This window comes from Rugamonas apoptosis (assembly GCF_014042355.1).
GTDB classification, from domain to species: Bacteria; Pseudomonadota; Gammaproteobacteria; order Burkholderiales; family Burkholderiaceae_D; genus Rugamonas; species Rugamonas apoptosis.
Window position 1 is genome coordinate 347,941 of sequence record NZ_JACEZU010000002.1, and the last position, 16,895, is coordinate 364,835.

Sequence of the window (16,895 nt, forward strand, 5' to 3'; positions counted from 1 at the left end):
AATCATTCATGACTGAAAAAATCATTTTCGTGGCCAACCAGCGCCATCAGGTGCCAGCCATCCCCGCCGTGCCGGAAGCGCCCACCGGCCGCGTGACGGACCAGCTTGCCCGTCCCTTGCACGACCTGCGCATCTCCGTCACCGACCGCTGCAACTTCCGCTGCGTGTACTGCATGCCCAAGGCCGTGTTCGACCAGAATTACAGCTACCTGCCGCACAGTTCGCTGCTCTCGTTCGAGGAGATCACCCGCGTGGCCCGCCTGTTCGTGGCCCATGGGGTCGAGAAAATCCGCCTGACGGGCGGCGAACCGCTGTTGCGCAAGGATGTGGAACGGCTGGTCGGCATGCTCAGCGAGCTGAAGACCGTCAGCTGCCAGCCGCTCGACCTGACGCTGACCACCAACGGCTCGCTGCTGGCCAGGAAAGCCCAATCGCTCAAGGATGCCGGCCTGCGCCGGGTCACCGTGTCGCTGGACGCGCTGGACGACGCCATCTTCAAGCGCATGAACGACGTCGACTTTGCCGTCGAGGACGTGCTCAAGGGTATCGACATGGCGCACCAGGTGGGACTGGGCCCGATCAAGGTCAACATGGTGGTCAAGGGGGGCATGAACGACGACCAGATCCTGCCCATGGCGCGCCACTTCAGAAATACGCCCTACATCCTGCGCTTCATCGAATACATGGACGTGGGCGCCTCGAACGGCTGGAACCTGGACGAAGTGATTCCCTCGGCGGAAGTGCGGCGCCGCATCCACGCCGAATTGCCGCTGCTGCCGGCCGACCCCAACTACACGGGCGAGACGGCGGCCCGCTGGCGGTATGCGGACGGCGGCGGCGAAATCGGCCTGATCTCCAGCGTGAGCCAGGCGTTTTGCAGCGATTGCACGCGGGCCCGCCTGTCGACGGAAGGGAAGTTGTATACTTGCCTGTTCGCCAGCCATGGCCACGACTTGCGCGCCCTGCTGCGCGGCGGCCACAGCGACGACGACATCGCCGGCGCCATCGCGCTGCTGTGGCGCGCGCGCGCCGACCGCTATTCGGAAACGCGCACGCAGCACACCAGCGGACTGGGCGAGCGAACCAAAAAAGTTGAAATGTCTTACATCGGGGGATAGTTTGTCTTTGAACAGCAAGGTAAGTGGCCTGATACTGGCCGGTGGTCGTGGCACCCGCATGGGCCGTGTGGACAAGGGCTTGCAGCCATTCCGTGGCAGCACGCTGGCGGCCCATGTGCTGCAACGGCTGGCGCCCCAGGTGGCCAGCGTGGCCATCAACGCCAACCGCAACCTGCCCCAATACGAGGAATATGGCTGTCCCGTGCTCAGCGACGAGCTGACCGGCTTCGAAGGCCCGCTGGCCGGCCTGCAAACGGGCTTGCGCCACTGCGCCACGGAACTGCTGCTGACGGCGCCCTGCGATTCGCCCTTCCTGCCGCCCGACCTGGCCCAACGCCTGGCCAGCGCCCTGCAGTCGCAGGATGCGGAGGTGGCCGTGGCCGTCACGCTGGAAGCGGACGAGCAAGGCGTGGTCCAGCGCCAGCTCCATCCCGTGTTCGCGCTGCTGCGCGCCGGCCTGCTGCCGCAACTGGATGCCTACCTGGCCACCGGCGCGCGCCGCATGGAAGGCTGGTACAAATCGCTGCGCCTGGCCGAAGTGGTGTTCGAGGACGCCGCCGCCTTCCGCAACATCAACACACTGGGCGAGCTGCAGCAGCTTGAAGCGGCCAACGGCCAGGCCGACCAGCCGCTCACGCTGGCTGCCGTGGCCAGTTGCCTGGACGCCTACGACCCCGACGCCATGTCCGTGCGCGACGCCCAGCGCATCATCGGCGACTTCATCACCCCCATTCAGTCGGCCGAAAAAGTGGCGCTGCGCAGCGCCCTCGATCGGGTGCTGGCGCAGGATGTGATCTCGCCCATCAACGTGCCGGCCTACGACAATTCGGCCATGGACGGCTACGCGCTGCGCGGCGCCGACCTGCCGCAGGAAGGCAACGTGACGCTGGACGTGATCGGCATCGTCTACGCGGGCCGCCCCACGGCGCTGGCCTGCGGCGCCGGCCAGTGCGTGCGCATCATGACCGGCGGCGCCATGCCGGAAGGCTGCGACACGGTGCTGCCGCAGGAACTGGCCGCCGCCATCGGCGACGGCACGGTCACCATCGCGGCCGGCGTGCTGCGCGCGGGCGACAACCGCCGCTTCAAGGGCGAGGATTTGGCCGAAGGCGGCGTGGCCATCGCGCGCGGCAAGCTGGTGCGCCCGGCCGACCTGGGACTGATCGCCTCGCTCGGCCTGGCCGAAGTGGCCGTGCAGCGCCGCCTGCGGGTGGCCTTCTTCTCCACCGGCGATGAGCTGCGCTCGGTCGGCGAGACGCTCGACACGGGCTGCGTCTACGACAGCAACCGCTACACCCTGTTCGGCATGCTGCAACGGCTTGGTTGCGACGTGATCGACATGGGCATCGTCAAAGATGACACGGTGGCGCTGGAAGCGGCGCTGCGCAGCGGCTGCGAGAACGCGGACGCCATCATCACCTCGGGTGGCGTGTCCGACGGCGCGGCCGACTACACGCGCGCCATGATGGCGCGCCTGGGCGACGTGGCGTTCTGGAAGCTCAACATGCGCCCCGGCCGCCCGCTCGCCTTCGGCAAGATACTGTCCAACGGCCGCAGCGCCTGGCTGTTCGGCCTGCCCGGCAATCCGGTCGCGGTGATGGTGTCGTTCTACTTCTTCGCCCGCGCCGCCCTGCTGCACATGATGGGCGCCAACGCCCCGCTGCCGCTGCTGCGCGCGCGCGCCCAGTCCGGCATCCGCAAGCGTCCCGGCCGCAGCGAATTCCAGCGCGGTGTGCTCAGCACTGGCGCGGACGGCCAGCCGCAAGTGCGCCTCACGGGCGCCCAGGGCTCGGGCATCCTGCGCTCCATGTCGGAAGCCAACTGCATGGTGGTGCTGCGCGACGACCAGGGCAACGTGGCCGAAGGTGACATGGTCGACGTGCTGCCGTTCGAAGGCTTGCTGTAAGCGACGCCGCGGTTCGTCCCAGCTATTGGTCCCGGCGGTTCGTCCCTACTCGTCTTTCTGTAATCGCGCCAGCGCCTCGGCCGGATCGGCATACAACGAAGGATCGGTGGCCGCGCGCCGGAACGCCCGTCCCAGGCTGGCGCGCATGAAGGTGCTGTGGGCGAAGCGCGTCACCTTGCTGTAGTAGCGCTCGTGCAGGCCGTTGACCATGGCCACGTAGTCGTCCATCAGGTCCGGCGCGATCGAGAAATTGTCGTAGTTGATCACGGCCGGCACCTTGTGCCCCAATCCTTCGAGCCGCTGCGCCACCAATGCCCGTATGGCTTCGATGGTGGCCCGGTCGGCCACTTCATAGCCCTCGAAATTGGCGAAGAACAGTTGCTGCTGCGGGTCGTAGACGAGGCGCTCTTCCAGTGGCCGCGCCAGGAAATCGGCCCGCCAGCCCATGGCGGCGGTACCAAAGATGCGCGCATCCATGGTCTTCAAGCCGGCACTGATGGCGGGCCGGAAGCTCATGTGAGCCAGGATGTCGCGCTCCAGGTCGATGCCGGGTGCGATCTCGATCAGTTCCAGTCCCTGCGGCTGCAAGCGGAACACGCAGCGCTCCGTCACGTACAGCGCGCTCTGGCCGCGCCGCAGCGCATATTCTCCGCTGTAGGTACGGTGCTCGACCTCGTCGACGAACTTGCGCGCCTGCCCTTCCCGCAAGATGCACAACTGCCCATCGCGCACAGCCACCTGCAGCGCGCCGGCCGTAAACGTGCCCACGAACACCACCTTCTTGGCGTTCTGGCTGATGTTGATGAAGCCCCCCGCACCGGCCAGCCGCTCACCGAATTTGCTCACGTTCAGGTTGCCGTGGCGGTCGGCCTGGGCCAACCCCAGGAAAGCCACATCGAGCCCGCCACCGTCATAAAAATCGAACTGGTAGGGCTGGTCGATGATGGCGTCGGCGTTGGTGGCGGCGCCAAAATTGAGGCCACCGGCCGGCAGCCCGCCGATCACGCCCGGTTCCGCCGTCAGCGTCACCAGGTCGAACACCTTTTCCTCGGCCGCCACGGCGGCCACGCCTTCGGGCATGCCGATGCCCAGGTTGACGACGTAATTGGGCTTAAGTTCCATCAGCGCGCGGCGGGCGATGATCTTGCGCTCGGACAGAGGCATGGTGGCCAGTGTCCCCAGCGGTACCCGCAGCTCGCCCGCGAACGCCGCGCTGTAGGGTTCGGCGAAGGTCTGCATGTGGTATTCGGGCTGCTCGGCCACCACCACGCAATCGACCAGGATGCCGGGAATCTTGACCTCGCGCGGCGGCAGCGTGCCCCGTTCGGCGATGCGCTCCACCTGCACAATCACGATACCGCCTGAATTATGGGCCGCCATGGCGATGGCCAGCGCTTCCAGCGTGAGCGCCTCGCGCTCCATGGTCACGTTCCCGTTGGCGTCGGCCGTGGTGCCGCGGATGATGCCCACGTGAATGGGTTGGGCCTTGTAGAACAGGTGTTCCTTGCCGCCCACCGTCATCAGCTCGACCAGCTCCTCCGTGGTGCGTTGATTGATCTTGCCGCCGCCGTGGCGCGGATCGACGAAGGTGCCCAGGCCCACATGCGTGAGCAGGCCGGGCTTGCCGGCGGCCGTGTCGCGAAACAGCTGGCTGATCACGCCCTGCGGCAGGTTGTACGCCTCGATCTTGTTGGAGGTGGCCAGCTGCTGCAGCTTGGGCACCAGCCCCCAGTGCCCGCCCACCACGCGCTTGAGCATGCCCTCGTGGGCCAGGTGATTGAGGCCGCGCTCCTTGCCGTCGCCCTGCCCGGCCGCGTACACCAGCGTCAAGTCGCGTGGATGGCCGCCGCTGTCGGGCGCCAGGAAGCGCCGCTCCAGCGCCACCGCGATGTTCTCCGCGAAGCCCACGCCGACAAAGCCACCGCTGGCGATGGTGTCGCCGTCGCGGATCAGGCCCACGGCGTCGGCCGCGCTCACGATCTTGTTGCGCCGCACGGCCGGCATGGCCAGCGACGAGAAATCCGGGCTACGAACAGGCATGACAGTCTCCGCTCAGAATGACGCCGGGGGATGATTCCCCTCTATCGATCCGTACCGCTGTACTCCTTGTACTCGCTGCTTCTACTGCGCCGCTTCCCTACGCTACTTCTGATTCATTCACATCCTGGTCAGGCCCCAGCAGCAGCTGCGCCGCCTCACTGGGCAAAGCTTCCACCGACTTGAGCTTGCGCGCCATCTGGCGGCTGCGCGTCTCGGCCGATTCGATATTCTTGGCGGCCCGTTCCAGCGTCAGCTTGGTGGCCGACAGCACGTCGCCGAACTTGGAGAACTCCGTCTTCACGGCACCCAGCACCTGCCACACTTCCGACGAGCGTTTTTCCAGCGCCAGCGTGCGGAAGCCCATCTGCAGGCTGTTGAGCAGTGCCGACAGCGTGGACGGACCGGCGATGCTGATGCGGTTGGTGCGTTGCAGTTCGTCGGCCAGGCCGGGGCGGCGCATCACTTCCGCGTACAGGCCTTCGGTGGGCAGGAACAGGATGGCGAAATCCGTCGTATGCGGCGGCGCCAGGTATTTGTCGGCGATGGTCTTCGCTTCGCCACGCACGGCCCGTTCCAGTTCGCGTCCGGCCGCCGCCACGCCGTCGGCATCGGCCCGCTCGGCCGCATCCAGCAAGCGTTCGTACTGCTCCTTGGGGAACTTGGCGTCGATCGGCATCCACACGGGCGGACCGCCTTCCACATGGCCCGGCAGGCGCAGCGCGAACTCCACCCGCGCGCCGCTGCCGGCGATGGTCTCCACGTTGCGCGCATACTGTTCCGGCGTCAGCACCTGTTCCAGCAGCATTTCCAGTTGTACCTCGCCCCAGGTGCCGCGCGTCTTGACATTGGTCAGCACCCGTTTCAGGTCGCCCACGCCCAGCGCCAGCTGCTGCATCTCGCCCAAGCCCTGGTGCACCCGTTCCAGCCGTTCCGACACTTGCTGGAACGACGCCGACAGGCGCGACTCCAGCGTGGCATGCAGCTTCTCATCCACCGTCTTGCGCATCTCCTCCAGCCGCGCGCCATTGTCGGCCTGCAGGTCGCGGATCTTCTCCTCCAGCGTGGCGCGCACTTCCAGCATGCGCTGCGCGTTCGATTCCGTCAGCCGGATCAGCGCCAGATTCATGCTCTCGCCAAAACGCTTCAAGCTTTGCGCCTGTTCCTCGCGCCCGCTCTGGCCCTGGCTATCGATCTGGCGCCGCATCGCTTCCAGCTGCTGGGCATTGGCCGCTTGCGCCTGCGCCAGCAACTGCGCCATGTCCTGGCGGCTGGCCTGGGCCGTCGCCTGCAGCTGCATGCGCACTTCCCGCTCCACGCGTTCAATGCGCTCGGCCAGCGCGGCCTCGCCCGCGCCCGTGCTGGCCTGCCCGCGCGCGCGCAGCAACGCCAGCACCTGCAAGGCCAGGACGGCGATACCCACGGCCAGCAGGACGATGAATTCAGTGGTGGTCATGGTCAATCCGGCTTGTTGCGCATCCAGTCGGCCGTCTGATAGAACGATTCCATCAGCCGCAGCCGCAAGTCTTCGGCGATGCCCACGTCCTCCATGGCCCACGCCATGGCACGCAGCCACTGGTCGCGTTCCTGGGTGCCGATGGCGAACGGCATGTGGCGCGCCCGCAAGCGGGGATGGCCGAAGCGTTCAATATAGGCGTCCGGCCCGCCCATCCAGCCGCACAGGAACCAGAACAGGCGGTCACGCGCGTTGTCCAGCGACGGCGGGTGGGAGGCGCGCAGCAACGCGAATTCCGGCTCCAGTTCCATCAGGTCGTAAAACCGGTCGACCATCTCGCGCACGCGCGTTTCGCCGCCGATCACATCGTAGAGAGTTTGAGGTTCAGTCATAACCCCCATCATAGCGCACGCGGGGCCGCCATCACAGCGCGGCGGCCCCGGTGGCGCGATGGACGCCCGTCCGGCCCACGTTCGACTCACCTGGGGCTCGAGTTCAGCTCACGCGGGGCGCATGCCGGGCCCGTGACGGGCTCATGACGAGCTCACACCAGCGCCAGCCGGCGCGAACGGCGGCTGGACGACCAGCTCTCCAGTTCCACCTGCTCGCGGATGGCGGCGCAGCCGGCCAGCACCCGCGCTTCCTGCGCCGGGTCCAGCCCCGCGTTCAGCGTCAGGCGCACCAGCGCGCGGTTCTTGGCCGTGGCCGGCGCGCAGAACATGGCGCCGTATACACCCTGCCGCTCCAGCGCCTTGCGTAGCGCCAGCGTGCGCGGTTCGGTGCCCGCTTCGAGCGCGATGATCTGCTCGGTGCCGTCGCTCACGTTGTAGCCCAGCGCGTCCAGCCCGGCCCGCACGCGCGCGGCGATGCCGGCCAGCGCGGCGCGCCGGCCGTCGGCCGCCGCCACGAAGTCGATGGCCGCGTCGAACCAGGCCAGTTCGTGCTCCAGCAGGCAGGAACTGAAAATGGCGGGGCGCGACTCGGACAGGAAATAGCCCTTGAATTTGCTGGAGCAGGTGATGATGCCGGCCCGGCCCGCGAACGCCTTGGCCAGCGAGGCGGTACGGAAGTGCACGCGCTCGGCCAGGCCCAGTTGCGCCACCAGTCCGGCCCCGCGCGGGCCATGGGTGCCCAGCGAGTGCGATTCGTCCACCACCAGCAGGCAGCCGGTGTGCTCGGCCAGTTCCACCAGTCCCACCAGCGGGGCCACGCTGCCGTTGGTGCTGTACAGGGCGTCGACGGCGATGATGCCGGGCCCGCGCCGGGTCACCTGGCGCCGCAAATGGTCAAGGTCGTTGTGGAGATAGGCGATGGCCTCGGCGCCTGCCGACTGCACGCCCTCCCACAGCGAGGCGTGGGCTTGCATATCCAGGTAGACGGGCACGCCGGGACCCGCCAGGCATTGCACCAGCCCCACGTTGGCGGCCCAGCCCGATTGGCTCAGGATGCCGTCCTCGGCGCCCATCAGCGCCGCGAACTTGCGTTCCAGCCGGTGCTGGGGGCTGCCTTCCTGCAGGTAAACGGCCGACATCAGCAATGCGGCGCCACCGGCCAGGCGCTCGGCTTGCGCCCGCACCAGGGCTGGCTCGCCGCCCAGGCACAGATAGTCGTTCCCGGCCAGGATGATGGCGTCAGCCGGGGTGGGTTGCCAGGCATGGGGATGCTCCCCTCCCAGCAATTGTTCGATACGGCGCACGTAATGGGCGTCCATACGGCTGGTGACGTAGTCGGGCAAATGATGTTCGGCGGCAGGCAGGCGCGCGCGGACGGGGGCGGGGGCCGGAGCGATAGCAAAGGACATATATTCCTCTTCTGGAATGGTTGTTTTATTTGAACTACACCCAAGACACTGCCGTTTCGTCACGCAGTGGGGTTGATACGGATCAACGAGGTGCGCGAAAGGCCCTGATCCGTTGCGAATCCGGCGCATCATGAAATTTTGATAAAAATCAAACCACCATGCCCCCTCTTGCTCGCGCGCAGTGGAAGCACTGGCGACACGGCCTGCTGCTGTCGCTGCGCCGTTACCATTGCCACGACGAACACACCACCGCCCGCGTGCTGTTGCTGGCGGCCATGGGCACGGTGGGCATGCCGCTGTATTACGTGATCTGGCACTATTTCTTTCCGCAGGAATATGACAGTCTGACGCTGCGCGGCATCGGCCTGGTGCTGTGCGCGCTGGGCCTGCGGGCGCGCCATTTCAGCCGCCGCTGGCTGGAGCGCTACCTGCTGCTGACGCTCAGCTACAACTTTTCCTTCTTCTTCAGCTACATGTTCCTGATGAATCACGCCTCGGGCGTGTGGGGCGAATCGCTGTTGATCGCGCTGGTGGTGCTGTTCCATTTCGACACGGGACTGGCCTGCCGCGCCTACGTGGCCGGCACGGTGGCGGCCTGCCTGGCCGTGGTGGTGCCCGGCCATGGCGACTTATTGCTGAGCCGCAATGTGCTGCAACAATTGCCGATCCACTGGTTCACCATCGCCGTGCTGTCCGTGGCCAAGGTCAGCCGCGACGTGCTGGAGCAGGAAAAGCTGGCCGGCCTGGGCGCCGGCCTGGCCACGGTGGCGCACGAACTGCGCACCCCGCTGGCCAGCGTGGACGCCAACGTGCGCGGCCTGGGCCGGCTGGCGCGCAATGGCGCCAATGGTGGCGATGGCGCCGGCCGGCTGGACGCGCTGGGCCGCATCCAGTTCGAAGTGCGCCATATGCACCACATGATCGACCTGTTCCTGCTCAGCGCCACGGCCGTCAACCGCAACCTGCGGCCCACCGAGTCCGTCTCCATGGCCGAGGCGGTGAACGCGGTGCTGCAGCGCTATCCGTTCACCAGCGCCAGCCAGCGCCAGACCGTCGTGTGCGAAGTGCGGCACGACTTCCGCTTCGCCGGCCAGAACGAGCTGACCGTGGTGATCCTGCTCAATCTGCTGCGCAACGCCCTCAAGGCCATCCACCGCGCCGGCAAGGGCCGGGTGCGGATCGTGATCGACGGCGCCCGACCCACGCCGCGCCTGCTGTTCATCGACACCGCCTGCGGCGTGGCGCCGCGCCAGTTGCCGCTGATCTTCCGCCGCTTCTATTCCTACCCCGCGCATAACGGCACAGGAATAGGTCTTGCGCTATGCAAAGAAATCATGGAGGCATGGGATGCTACTATTCGCTGTGTCTCGCGGGAGACCGCCTACGCGATCTTCATCCTGGAATTTCCTACGTTTAGTGCAGCAGACCTTAGGTGAACCATGCAATTGCCCGTTTATACTCATCCGACCCTGACTGTCCTGGTGGACGACAGCGACTCGTTCCTGAAAAGCCTGTCGTTCCAGCTCGACCCCATGCTCGCCAGCAAGACCTTCCACGACACCAGCGTGGCGCTGGACTGGCTGACCCAGAGCCGGCCCGGCGACGAGGTGCCGCTGCACGTCAATTTCGACACGCAAAACCAGCCGCCCGACCAGTGCAATGTGGCGCTCGACCTGGAGCGCATCTACCGCATCAGCGAACAGCGCCAGCGCTTCGCCACGCCGTCCGTGCTGGTAGTCGATTATTCGATGCCGCAGATGAACGGGCTGGAGTTCTGCCAGGCGGTGCAGCACCTGCCCTGCAAGAAGATCCTGTTTACCGGCGCGGCCGACGAGAAGATCGCTGTCACCGCCTTCAACCGCGGCCTGATCGACCGCTACATCAAAAAGAGCGACGATAACGCGCTCGACATCCTGGAAATCGAGATCGCCGCCCTGCAAAAAGCCTACTTCGTGGAACAGTCGGAAACGCTGCGCGAGATGGTGGTGCTGCACAACTACCAGTTCCTCGGTGATCCGGCCCTGGTGCAACTGGTGGAGGAACTGAGCCGCAGCAAGGGCTTCGTCGAACACTACATCTTCCCCAACCCGACCGGCATCCTGTTCTTCGACAAGGCCGGCCACCCCACGCTGATGATGATCGAGACGGAACAGGGCATGAGCGCGCAGTATGAGATCGCGCGCGACAGCGAAGCGCCGCCGTCGCTGCTGAACGCGCTGCAAGAGCGGCGCGTGATTCCCTTCTTCAGCGATGCCGATGGCGACGGCATGTATTCCAGTGCCGTGGGCGAGCACTGGCACCGCTATTGCCAGCCGGCCCAGGTTTGCCAGGGCCGGGAAACCTATTACTGGGCGCTGTTCCCGCTGCCCGCCCATTACTTCGATGGCCCCTTGTTCTCCTACGCCCAGTTCCTGCAGGAGCAACACGAACCTGCCTGATGGCGGCGTGACGGCGGGCGCCGGCCGGCGCGCCGTCCACACATCATCGACGCCCCCATCACAGCGCCGTCAGGCCGCCTCGCGCAGCGTCTGCAAAGGCGGCCGGCGCAGCACGCGGCGCAAGCCCAGCCAGCCGCCCACCATGGCGCACAGCGCCCCGGCCAGCAAGCCGGCCAGCCACACGGTGGGCTGGAAAGTCCAGTCGAACTTGAACTGGTAAGTGGCCAGGCCCCAGCCCATGGCGGCCGCGCCGGTGGCCGCCAGCAGGCCGGCCAATCCCCCCACCAGCGCGAACTCGATCAATTGCGCCTGCGACAACTGGCGCCGCGTGGCGCCCAACGCCCGCAGCAGGCCCGCCTCGCGGCTGCGCTCATCCTGCGATCCCATCAACGCCGCATACAGCACCAGCACGCCCGACGCCAGCGTGAACGCGAACAGGAATTCCACGGCCGCCACCACCTGGTCCAGCACCGCTTGCAACTGACGCAGCAAGCCGCCCACGTCCACGATGGTCAGGTTGGGATAGTCGCGCGTGAAGGCATTCATCAGCGCGCCCTGCCCGGGCGGCAGATGGAAGGCCGTGATCCAGCTTTGCGAGGTGCCTTGCAGCGCATGCGGATTGAGAATCACAAAGAAGTTGACCCGCATCGAGCCCCACTCCAGCTTGCGCAGGCTGGTGATGGTGGCCTCCACCGGCGCGCCGGCGATGTCGAAGCGCAGCTTGTCACCCAGCTTCCAGCGCAGCGTCCTGGCGATCCCCTCCTCCACCGACGCTTCGGCCACGCCGGGCCGGTCAGCGAACCAGGCGCCTGCGCTGATGCGGTTACCCTGCTGCGGCTGGGTCATGGTGGACAGGTTGAATTCGCGGTCGGCCAGGTTTTTCGCGCGGTCTTCCGTGTAGGTGTCGGCCGTCACGGGCTGGCCGTTCACGGCCGTCAGCCGGCCCCGTATCATGGGGAACTGGGGCGCCTCGTGCACGCCCGCGCGCGCCAGGCGGGCCGCCAGTTCGTCGCGCTGCTCAGGCTGGATATTGATGATGAAACGGTTGGGCGCGTCGGCCGGCGTGGCGTTGCGCCAAGCTGTCATCAAATCGCCCCGCACCACCGTCAACAACAACAGCGCCATCAAGCCCAGCGACAGCGAGACGATCTGCACCAGCGTGGCGCCGGGCCGGCGCTGCAAGGAAGTGAGCGCGAAGCGCCAGCTTTGATGGTCGATGGCGCCGCGCAGCGGCTTGAGCGCGGCCAGGCCCAGCCAGCCGGCCAGGCCGAACAGGGCGAACGCGCCCACGAAACCGAGCGCCGTGTAGAGCGCCAGCTGGGTATCGCCGGCCTGCCACAGCAGCAGCACGACGAAGCTGGCCAGCCCCAGGCCATAGGTGGCCAGCGCCAGCGGCTGGGGCGCGGCCTGCTCGCGCCGGATCACGCGGTTGTGCGGCACGTTGCGCAACTGGAGCACGGGCGGCAGCGCGAAGCCCACCAGCAGCAGCATGCCGGCCGCCAGTCCCTGCAAGGCCGGCGCCACCGTGGGCGGCGGCAGCGCCACCGCCACCAGGCTGCCCAGCGCCTGCAGCAGCACATAATGGGCCGCGTAGCCAATCGCCACGCCCAGCGCGCTGCCGGCCAGGCCCACCACCAGGAATTCGATCAGGTACAACGCCGTCACCTGGTTCTGGCTCAGGCCCAGGCAACGCAGCATGGCGCAGGCGTCCAGGTGGCGCAGCATGAAGCGGCGCGCGGCCATCGCCACGGCCACGGCGGCCAGCAGCGCCGACAACAGGCCCACCAGCGCCAGGAAGCGCTCGGCCCGGTCCAGCGTGGCCCGCATTTCCGGCCGCCCCGTCTCCAGCGATTCGATCCGCACGCCCTTCACGTTATGGCGCTGGATCTGCTCCTGCAGCCACAGGCCGTAGGCGGCGGCCTGTTCCGCCTGGGCCGGCGTGGGCGCGGCCACCAGCAGCCGGTAGCTCACGCGCGAACCGGGCTGGATCAAATGGGTGGCTTCCAGGTCGGACAGGGCCAGCATCACGCGCGGCGCGAAATTGAGGAAGCCGGCGCCGCGGTCCGGTTCGGCGGAAATCAGCCGCGCCACCGTGAACGCGCGGTCGCCCAGCCGGATCGTGCCGCCCAGGCCCACGTTCAGGCTACCCAGCAGGCCGGGATCGAGCCACACCGTGCCGGCGGCGGGGATGCCGGCGGCGGGCTGGCCTATGCTTTGCTCGGCTTGGGCCGGGTCGTCACTGAGTTTGAGTTGCCCGCGCAGCGGGTAGCCGGGGCTGACCGCTTTCAGCGCGGCCAGCTGGGCCTGCGACTGCGCGCCCTCGCCGGCTTGCGCCATGCTGGCGAAACCGACCGTGTCGGCCAGCAGCAGGCCACGGCGCTGCGCTTCCGCACGCCAGGCCGGGTCCACCGGCAGGTCGGCGTTGATGACCACGTCCGCGCCCAGCAACTGGTGCGCGTCGCGCTCCATGCCCGTGCGCAGGCGGTCGATGAAAAAACCGGACGCGGCCAACGCCGCCACCGCCACCGTCAACGCCACCAGCAGGAAGCGCAACTGGCCGGCGCGCCAGTCGCGCGCCGTCATCTTCAGGGCCAGGGTCAGCATGCCGCGTCCGCCTTACAGCTGGGCGAAGAAGGCGTCCACCTCGTCCAGGTAGCGCTGCTTGACGTCGGCCGGCAGGAAGGCCGCCGCGAAGCTGTTACGGGCCAGGCGCTGGGCGTGCGACAGGCCCAGCGGCAGCGCCTCGAAGGTGGCCAGGAAGTTGGCGTTCATGTAGCCGCCAAAATATGCCGGGTCGTCCGAGTTGATGGTGGCCATCAGGCCGGCGTCCAGCAACTGCACCATATTGTGCTGCTCCATACGGTCGAACACGCACAGCTTGACGTTCGACAGCGGGCACACCGTCAGCGCCACCTGCTCGCGGGCCAGGCGCGCCGTCAGGGCCGCGTCCTCCAGGCAGCGCACGCCGTGGTCGATGCGCTCCACATGCAGCACGTCGAGCGCCGTCTCGATGTAGGCCGGCGGGCCTTCCTCGCCCGCATGGGCCACCAGGTGGAAGCCCAGCTCGCGGCAGCGGGCGAACACGCGCGCGAATTTCTCGGGCGGGTTGCCCACTTCGGACGAATCGAGGCCGATGCCGATGAACTTGTCACGCAACGGCAGCGCCGCCTCCAGCGTGGCGAACGCGTCCTCCTCGGACAGGTGGCGCAGGAACGACAGGATCAGGGTGGCGCTCACGGGGCTGTCCTGGCAGGCGCGGTAGATGCCGTCGATCACGGTTTGCATAGGCACGCCGCGCGCCGTGTGGGTTTGCGGGTCGAAGAAGATTTCCGTGTGGCGCACATTGTCGGCCTCGGCGCGGCGCAGGTAGGCGGCCGTCATGTCGTAGAAGTCCTGCTCCTTGAGCAGCACGCTGGCGCCGGCATAGTAAATGTCGAGGAACGATTGTAGGTCGGTGAAGGCATACGCTGCGCGCAGCGCTTCCACGGACGGATAAGCGAGCGCCACGCCGTTGCGCTCGGCCAGCGCGAAGATCAGTTCCGGCTCCAGCGAGCCTTCGATGTGGATGTGCAGTTCGGCCTTGGGCATCTGTTGCAATGCGGCGCGCAATTGGTCGTTCATCATGTTTTTTTCCTTGGTCTGGCAGGGTTGACGCGGCGTTGTTACAGCCATCAACAGCCATCTTAGCGCATGCGCGCCGCGCCTGCGGGCGGGCGCCGCTGTTGCGGCGCCATTTCTCATTTCGCGGCGTGTGATGCGCGCTCTCGGCAGCCGTGATATGGTGATATCCATGGGTCGGAAAAACGCCGGAAACGCCATCAAAAACACATTGAAAATACCATAAGCCGCTCATTTTAATCTTTTAGAATCAATGGCTTATAAAGTATTATTAAGAATGAAGTGACATAGCGCTTGACTTCCTGAACCAATAGAGCAATGATAAATTTCATAGACGTAAGATGCGTTACGACGAACTAACATAAAGCCGGCCAACATCCATCGCGCGGCGATAAACGTCAGCTCCAAGGGCCGGGCAATCCGGACCGCCACAGGGAAGCGGACGAGAACAACAAAAACCATCAGGAGTCAGTAAAGACCAAGAAAATCAGGCAGAGACCACAACACCGACTGCCGGGACACAGTGACTTGTAGGCTTACATTAAAGGACATTCAAATGACCATTTTTGACAACTACGCCGCACGGTACGAACGGACTCGCGAAGAGGAAATGTCGATGTCGGAATATCTTGCCCTGTGCAAGAAGGACCGCCTGACCTACGCCAGCGCCCCCGAGCGCATGCTCGCCGCGATCGGCGAGCCGACCTTGGTCGACACCCGTAACGATACCCGGCTGTCACGCATCTTCGCCAACAAGGTCATCAAGATCTACCCCGCGTTCCGCGAGTTCTACGGCACCGAGGAAGTGATCGAGCAAGTGGTGTCCTACTTCCGCCACGCGGCCCAGGGCCTGGAGGAACGCAAGCAGATCCTGTACCTGCTCGGTCCCGTCGGCGGCGGCAAATCGTCGATCGCGGAGAAGCTCAAGTCGCTGATGGAACATGTGCCCTTCTATTGCCTGAAAGGGTCGCCCGTCAACGAATCGCCGCTGGGCCTGTTCAACGAGGAAGAGGACGGCACCATCCTGGAAGAGGATTACGGCATCCCGCGGCGCTACCTGCGCAACATCCCCAGCCCATGGGCCGTCAAGCGCCTGCATGAATTCAACGGCGACATCAACCAGTTCCGCGTCGTCAAGCGCTATCCGTCCGTGCTGAAACAGGTGGCCATCTCCAAGACCGAACCGGGCGACGAGAACAACCAGGACATCTCCTCGCTGGTGGGCAAGGTCGACATCCGCAAGCTGGAAGACTACGCCCAGGACGATCCGGACGCCTACAGCTATTCGGGCGGCCTGTGCCTGGCCAACCAGGGCTTGATGGAATTCGTGGAAATGTTCAAGGCCCCCATCAAGGTGCTGCACCCCTTGCTGACGGCCACCCAGGAAGGCAACTACAAGGGCACGGAAGGCTTCGGCGCCATCCCCTTCGACGGCATCATCCTGGCCCACTCCAACGAATCGGAATGGAAGTCGTTCAAGAACAACCGCAACAACGAAGCGTTCCTGGACCGGATCTACATCGTCAAGGTGCCGTACTGCCTGCGCGTGACGGACGAGATCAAGATCTACGACAAGCTGGTGGCCAATTCCTCGCTGTACCAGGCCCCATGCGCGCCCGGCACCCTGAAGATGATGGCCCAGTTCGCCATTCTGTCGCGCCTGAAGGAACCGGAGAATTCCAGCGTCTACAGCAAGATGCTGGTGTACGACGGCGAGAACCTCAAGGATACCGATCCCAAGGCCAAGTCCATCCATGAATACATGGACTACGCGGGCGTGGACGAAGGCATGAACGGCCTGTCGACCCGCTTCGCGTTCAAGATCCTGTCCAAGGTGTTCAACTTCGACACGACGGAAGTGGCGGCCAATCCGGTGCACCTGCTGTACGTGCTGGAACAGCAAGTGGAACGGGAACAATTCCCGCCCGAGACGGAACAGAAATACTTCTCCTATATTAAGGAGTACCTGGCGCAGAAATACGTGGAATTTATCGGCAAGGAAATCCAGACCGCCTACCTGGAGAGCTATTCCGAATATGGCCAGAATATCTTCGACCGTTACGTGACGTTCGCCGACTTCTGGATCCAGGACCAGGAATACCGCGATCCGGACACGGGCGAGAGCTTCGACCGCGAGTCGCTCAACAACGAGCTGGAGAAGATCGAGAAGCCGGCCGGCATTTCCAATCCGAAGGACTTCCGCAACGAGATCGTCAACTTCGGACTGCGGGCGCGGGCCAACAACGGGGGCAAGAACCCGGCCTGGACCAGCTACGAGAAGTTCCGCACCGTGATCGAGAAGAAGATGTTCTCCAACACGGAGGAATTGCTGCCCGTGATCTCGTTCAACGCCAAGGCCAGCGCCGAGGACGCCAACAAGCACGCCGACTTCGTGGCGCGCATGGTGGAAAAAGGCTATACGGCCAAGCAGGTGCGCCTGCTGTGCGAATGGTACTTGCGCGTGAGGAAGTCGTCGTAAGACGGTTGTGGGCTTCAGCCGGGACGCGCCGCGCGCGTCCCG

General features: G+C 65.7%; 11 protein-coding genes. 5 read left to right on the forward strand and 6 right to left on the reverse strand.

The window, feature by feature from the left end; translation table 11 throughout:
- Window positions 1-8: 8 nt before the first annotated feature.
- Window positions 9-1,118: a GTP 3',8-cyclase MoaA gene (moaA, locus tag H3H39_RS05275; RefSeq protein WP_182152256.1), complete on the forward strand. Its 1,110-nt coding sequence runs from the start codon at window positions 9-11 to the stop codon at window positions 1,116-1,118.
- A gap of 7 nt (window positions 1,119-1,125) precedes the next feature.
- On the forward strand, window positions 1,126-3,024 hold the full coding sequence (gene moeA / locus H3H39_RS05280; protein WP_311196858.1) for a molybdopterin molybdotransferase MoeA: 1,899 nt from the start codon (window positions 1,126-1,128) through the stop codon (window positions 3,022-3,024).
- 45 nt (window positions 3,025-3,069) lie between these two features.
- Here the strand turns inward: moeA and H3H39_RS05285 are convergent, their stop codons facing one another.
- From H3H39_RS05285 to cqsA, 4 genes are all read right to left on the reverse strand, one after another.
- Entirely contained in the window at window positions 3,070-5,064 is a 1,995-nt protein-coding gene (locus H3H39_RS05285; protein ID WP_182152259.1) for an acyl CoA:acetate/3-ketoacid CoA transferase, read from the reverse strand.
- Window positions 5,065-5,161: 97 nt separating this feature from the next.
- Window positions 5,162-6,517 (reverse strand): DNA recombination protein RmuC, encoded by a 1,356-nt coding sequence (locus H3H39_RS05290; RefSeq protein ID WP_182152261.1) that lies wholly within the window; start codon window positions 6,515-6,517, stop codon window positions 5,162-5,164.
- Window positions 6,518-6,519: 2 nt separating this feature from the next.
- Window positions 6,520-6,918 (reverse strand): group II truncated hemoglobin, encoded by a 399-nt coding sequence (locus tag H3H39_RS05295; RefSeq protein WP_182152549.1) that lies wholly within the window; start codon window positions 6,916-6,918, stop codon window positions 6,520-6,522.
- Between the two features lie 143 nt (window positions 6,919-7,061).
- Window positions 7,062-8,318, reverse strand: coding sequence for an alpha-hydroxyketone-type quorum-sensing autoinducer synthase (gene cqsA, locus H3H39_RS05300; RefSeq protein WP_182152262.1), 1,257 nt, complete (start codon window positions 8,316-8,318; stop codon window positions 7,062-7,064).
- Between the two features lie 158 nt (window positions 8,319-8,476).
- Here cqsA and H3H39_RS05305 point away from each other — a divergent pair, with 158 nt between their 5' ends.
- A complete protein-coding gene (locus tag H3H39_RS05305) occupies window positions 8,477-9,754 on the forward strand; it encodes a sensor histidine kinase (protein WP_182152263.1) in 1,278 nt (425 codons plus the stop codon).
- Window positions 9,755-9,757: 3 nt separating this feature from the next.
- Window positions 9,758-10,756, forward strand: a complete 999-nt coding sequence (locus tag H3H39_RS05310) for a response regulator (RefSeq protein WP_182152265.1) — start codon at window positions 9,758-9,760, stop codon at window positions 10,754-10,756.
- A gap of 69 nt (window positions 10,757-10,825) precedes the next feature.
- Here the strand turns inward: H3H39_RS05310 and H3H39_RS05315 are convergent, their stop codons facing one another.
- Window positions 10,826-13,360 (reverse strand): ABC transporter permease, encoded by a 2,535-nt coding sequence (locus H3H39_RS05315; protein ID WP_182152267.1) that lies wholly within the window; start codon window positions 13,358-13,360, stop codon window positions 10,826-10,828.
- 12 nt (window positions 13,361-13,372) lie between these two features.
- Window positions 13,373-14,380 (reverse strand): adenosine deaminase, encoded by a 1,008-nt coding sequence (locus tag H3H39_RS05320; protein ID WP_182152269.1) that lies wholly within the window; start codon window positions 14,378-14,380, stop codon window positions 13,373-13,375.
- A 550-nt stretch (window positions 14,381-14,930) separates the two neighbouring features.
- On the opposite strand from H3H39_RS05320, the gene H3H39_RS05325 reads away from it, so the two are divergent.
- Window positions 14,931-16,853: a PrkA family serine protein kinase gene (locus tag H3H39_RS05325; RefSeq protein WP_182152271.1), complete on the forward strand. Its 1,923-nt coding sequence runs from the start codon at window positions 14,931-14,933 to the stop codon at window positions 16,851-16,853.
- The last annotated feature ends 42 nt before the right edge of the window (window positions 16,854-16,895 follow it).

Coding starts and splice junctions, on each gene's coding strand:
- moaA (WP_182152256.1), top strand. CDS start 9: ATGACTGAAAAAATCATTTTCGTGGCCAACCAGCGCCATCAGGTGCCA.
- H3H39_RS05285 (WP_182152259.1), bottom strand. CDS start 5,064: ATGCCTGTTCGTAGCCCGGATTTCTCGTCGCTGGCCATGCCGGCCGTG.
- H3H39_RS05290 (WP_182152261.1), bottom strand. CDS start 6,517: ATGACCACCACTGAATTCATCGTCCTGCTGGCCGTGGGTATCGCCGTC.
- H3H39_RS05295 (WP_182152549.1), bottom strand. CDS start 6,918: ATGGGGGTTATGACTGAACCTCAAACTCTCTACGATGTGATCGGCGGC.
- cqsA (WP_182152262.1), bottom strand. CDS start 8,318: ATGTCCTTTGCTATCGCTCCGGCCCCCGCCCCCGTCCGCGCGCGCCTG.
- H3H39_RS05305 (WP_182152263.1), top strand. CDS start 8,477: ATGCCCCCTCTTGCTCGCGCGCAGTGGAAGCACTGGCGACACGGCCTG.
- H3H39_RS05310 (WP_182152265.1), top strand. CDS start 9,758: ATGCAATTGCCCGTTTATACTCATCCGACCCTGACTGTCCTGGTGGAC.
- H3H39_RS05315 (WP_182152267.1), bottom strand. CDS start 13,360: ATGCTGACCCTGGCCCTGAAGATGACGGCGCGCGACTGGCGCGCCGGC.
- H3H39_RS05320 (WP_182152269.1), bottom strand. CDS start 14,380: ATGATGAACGACCAATTGCGCGCCGCATTGCAACAGATGCCCAAGGCC.
- H3H39_RS05325 (WP_182152271.1), top strand. CDS start 14,931: ATGACCATTTTTGACAACTACGCCGCACGGTACGAACGGACTCGCGAA.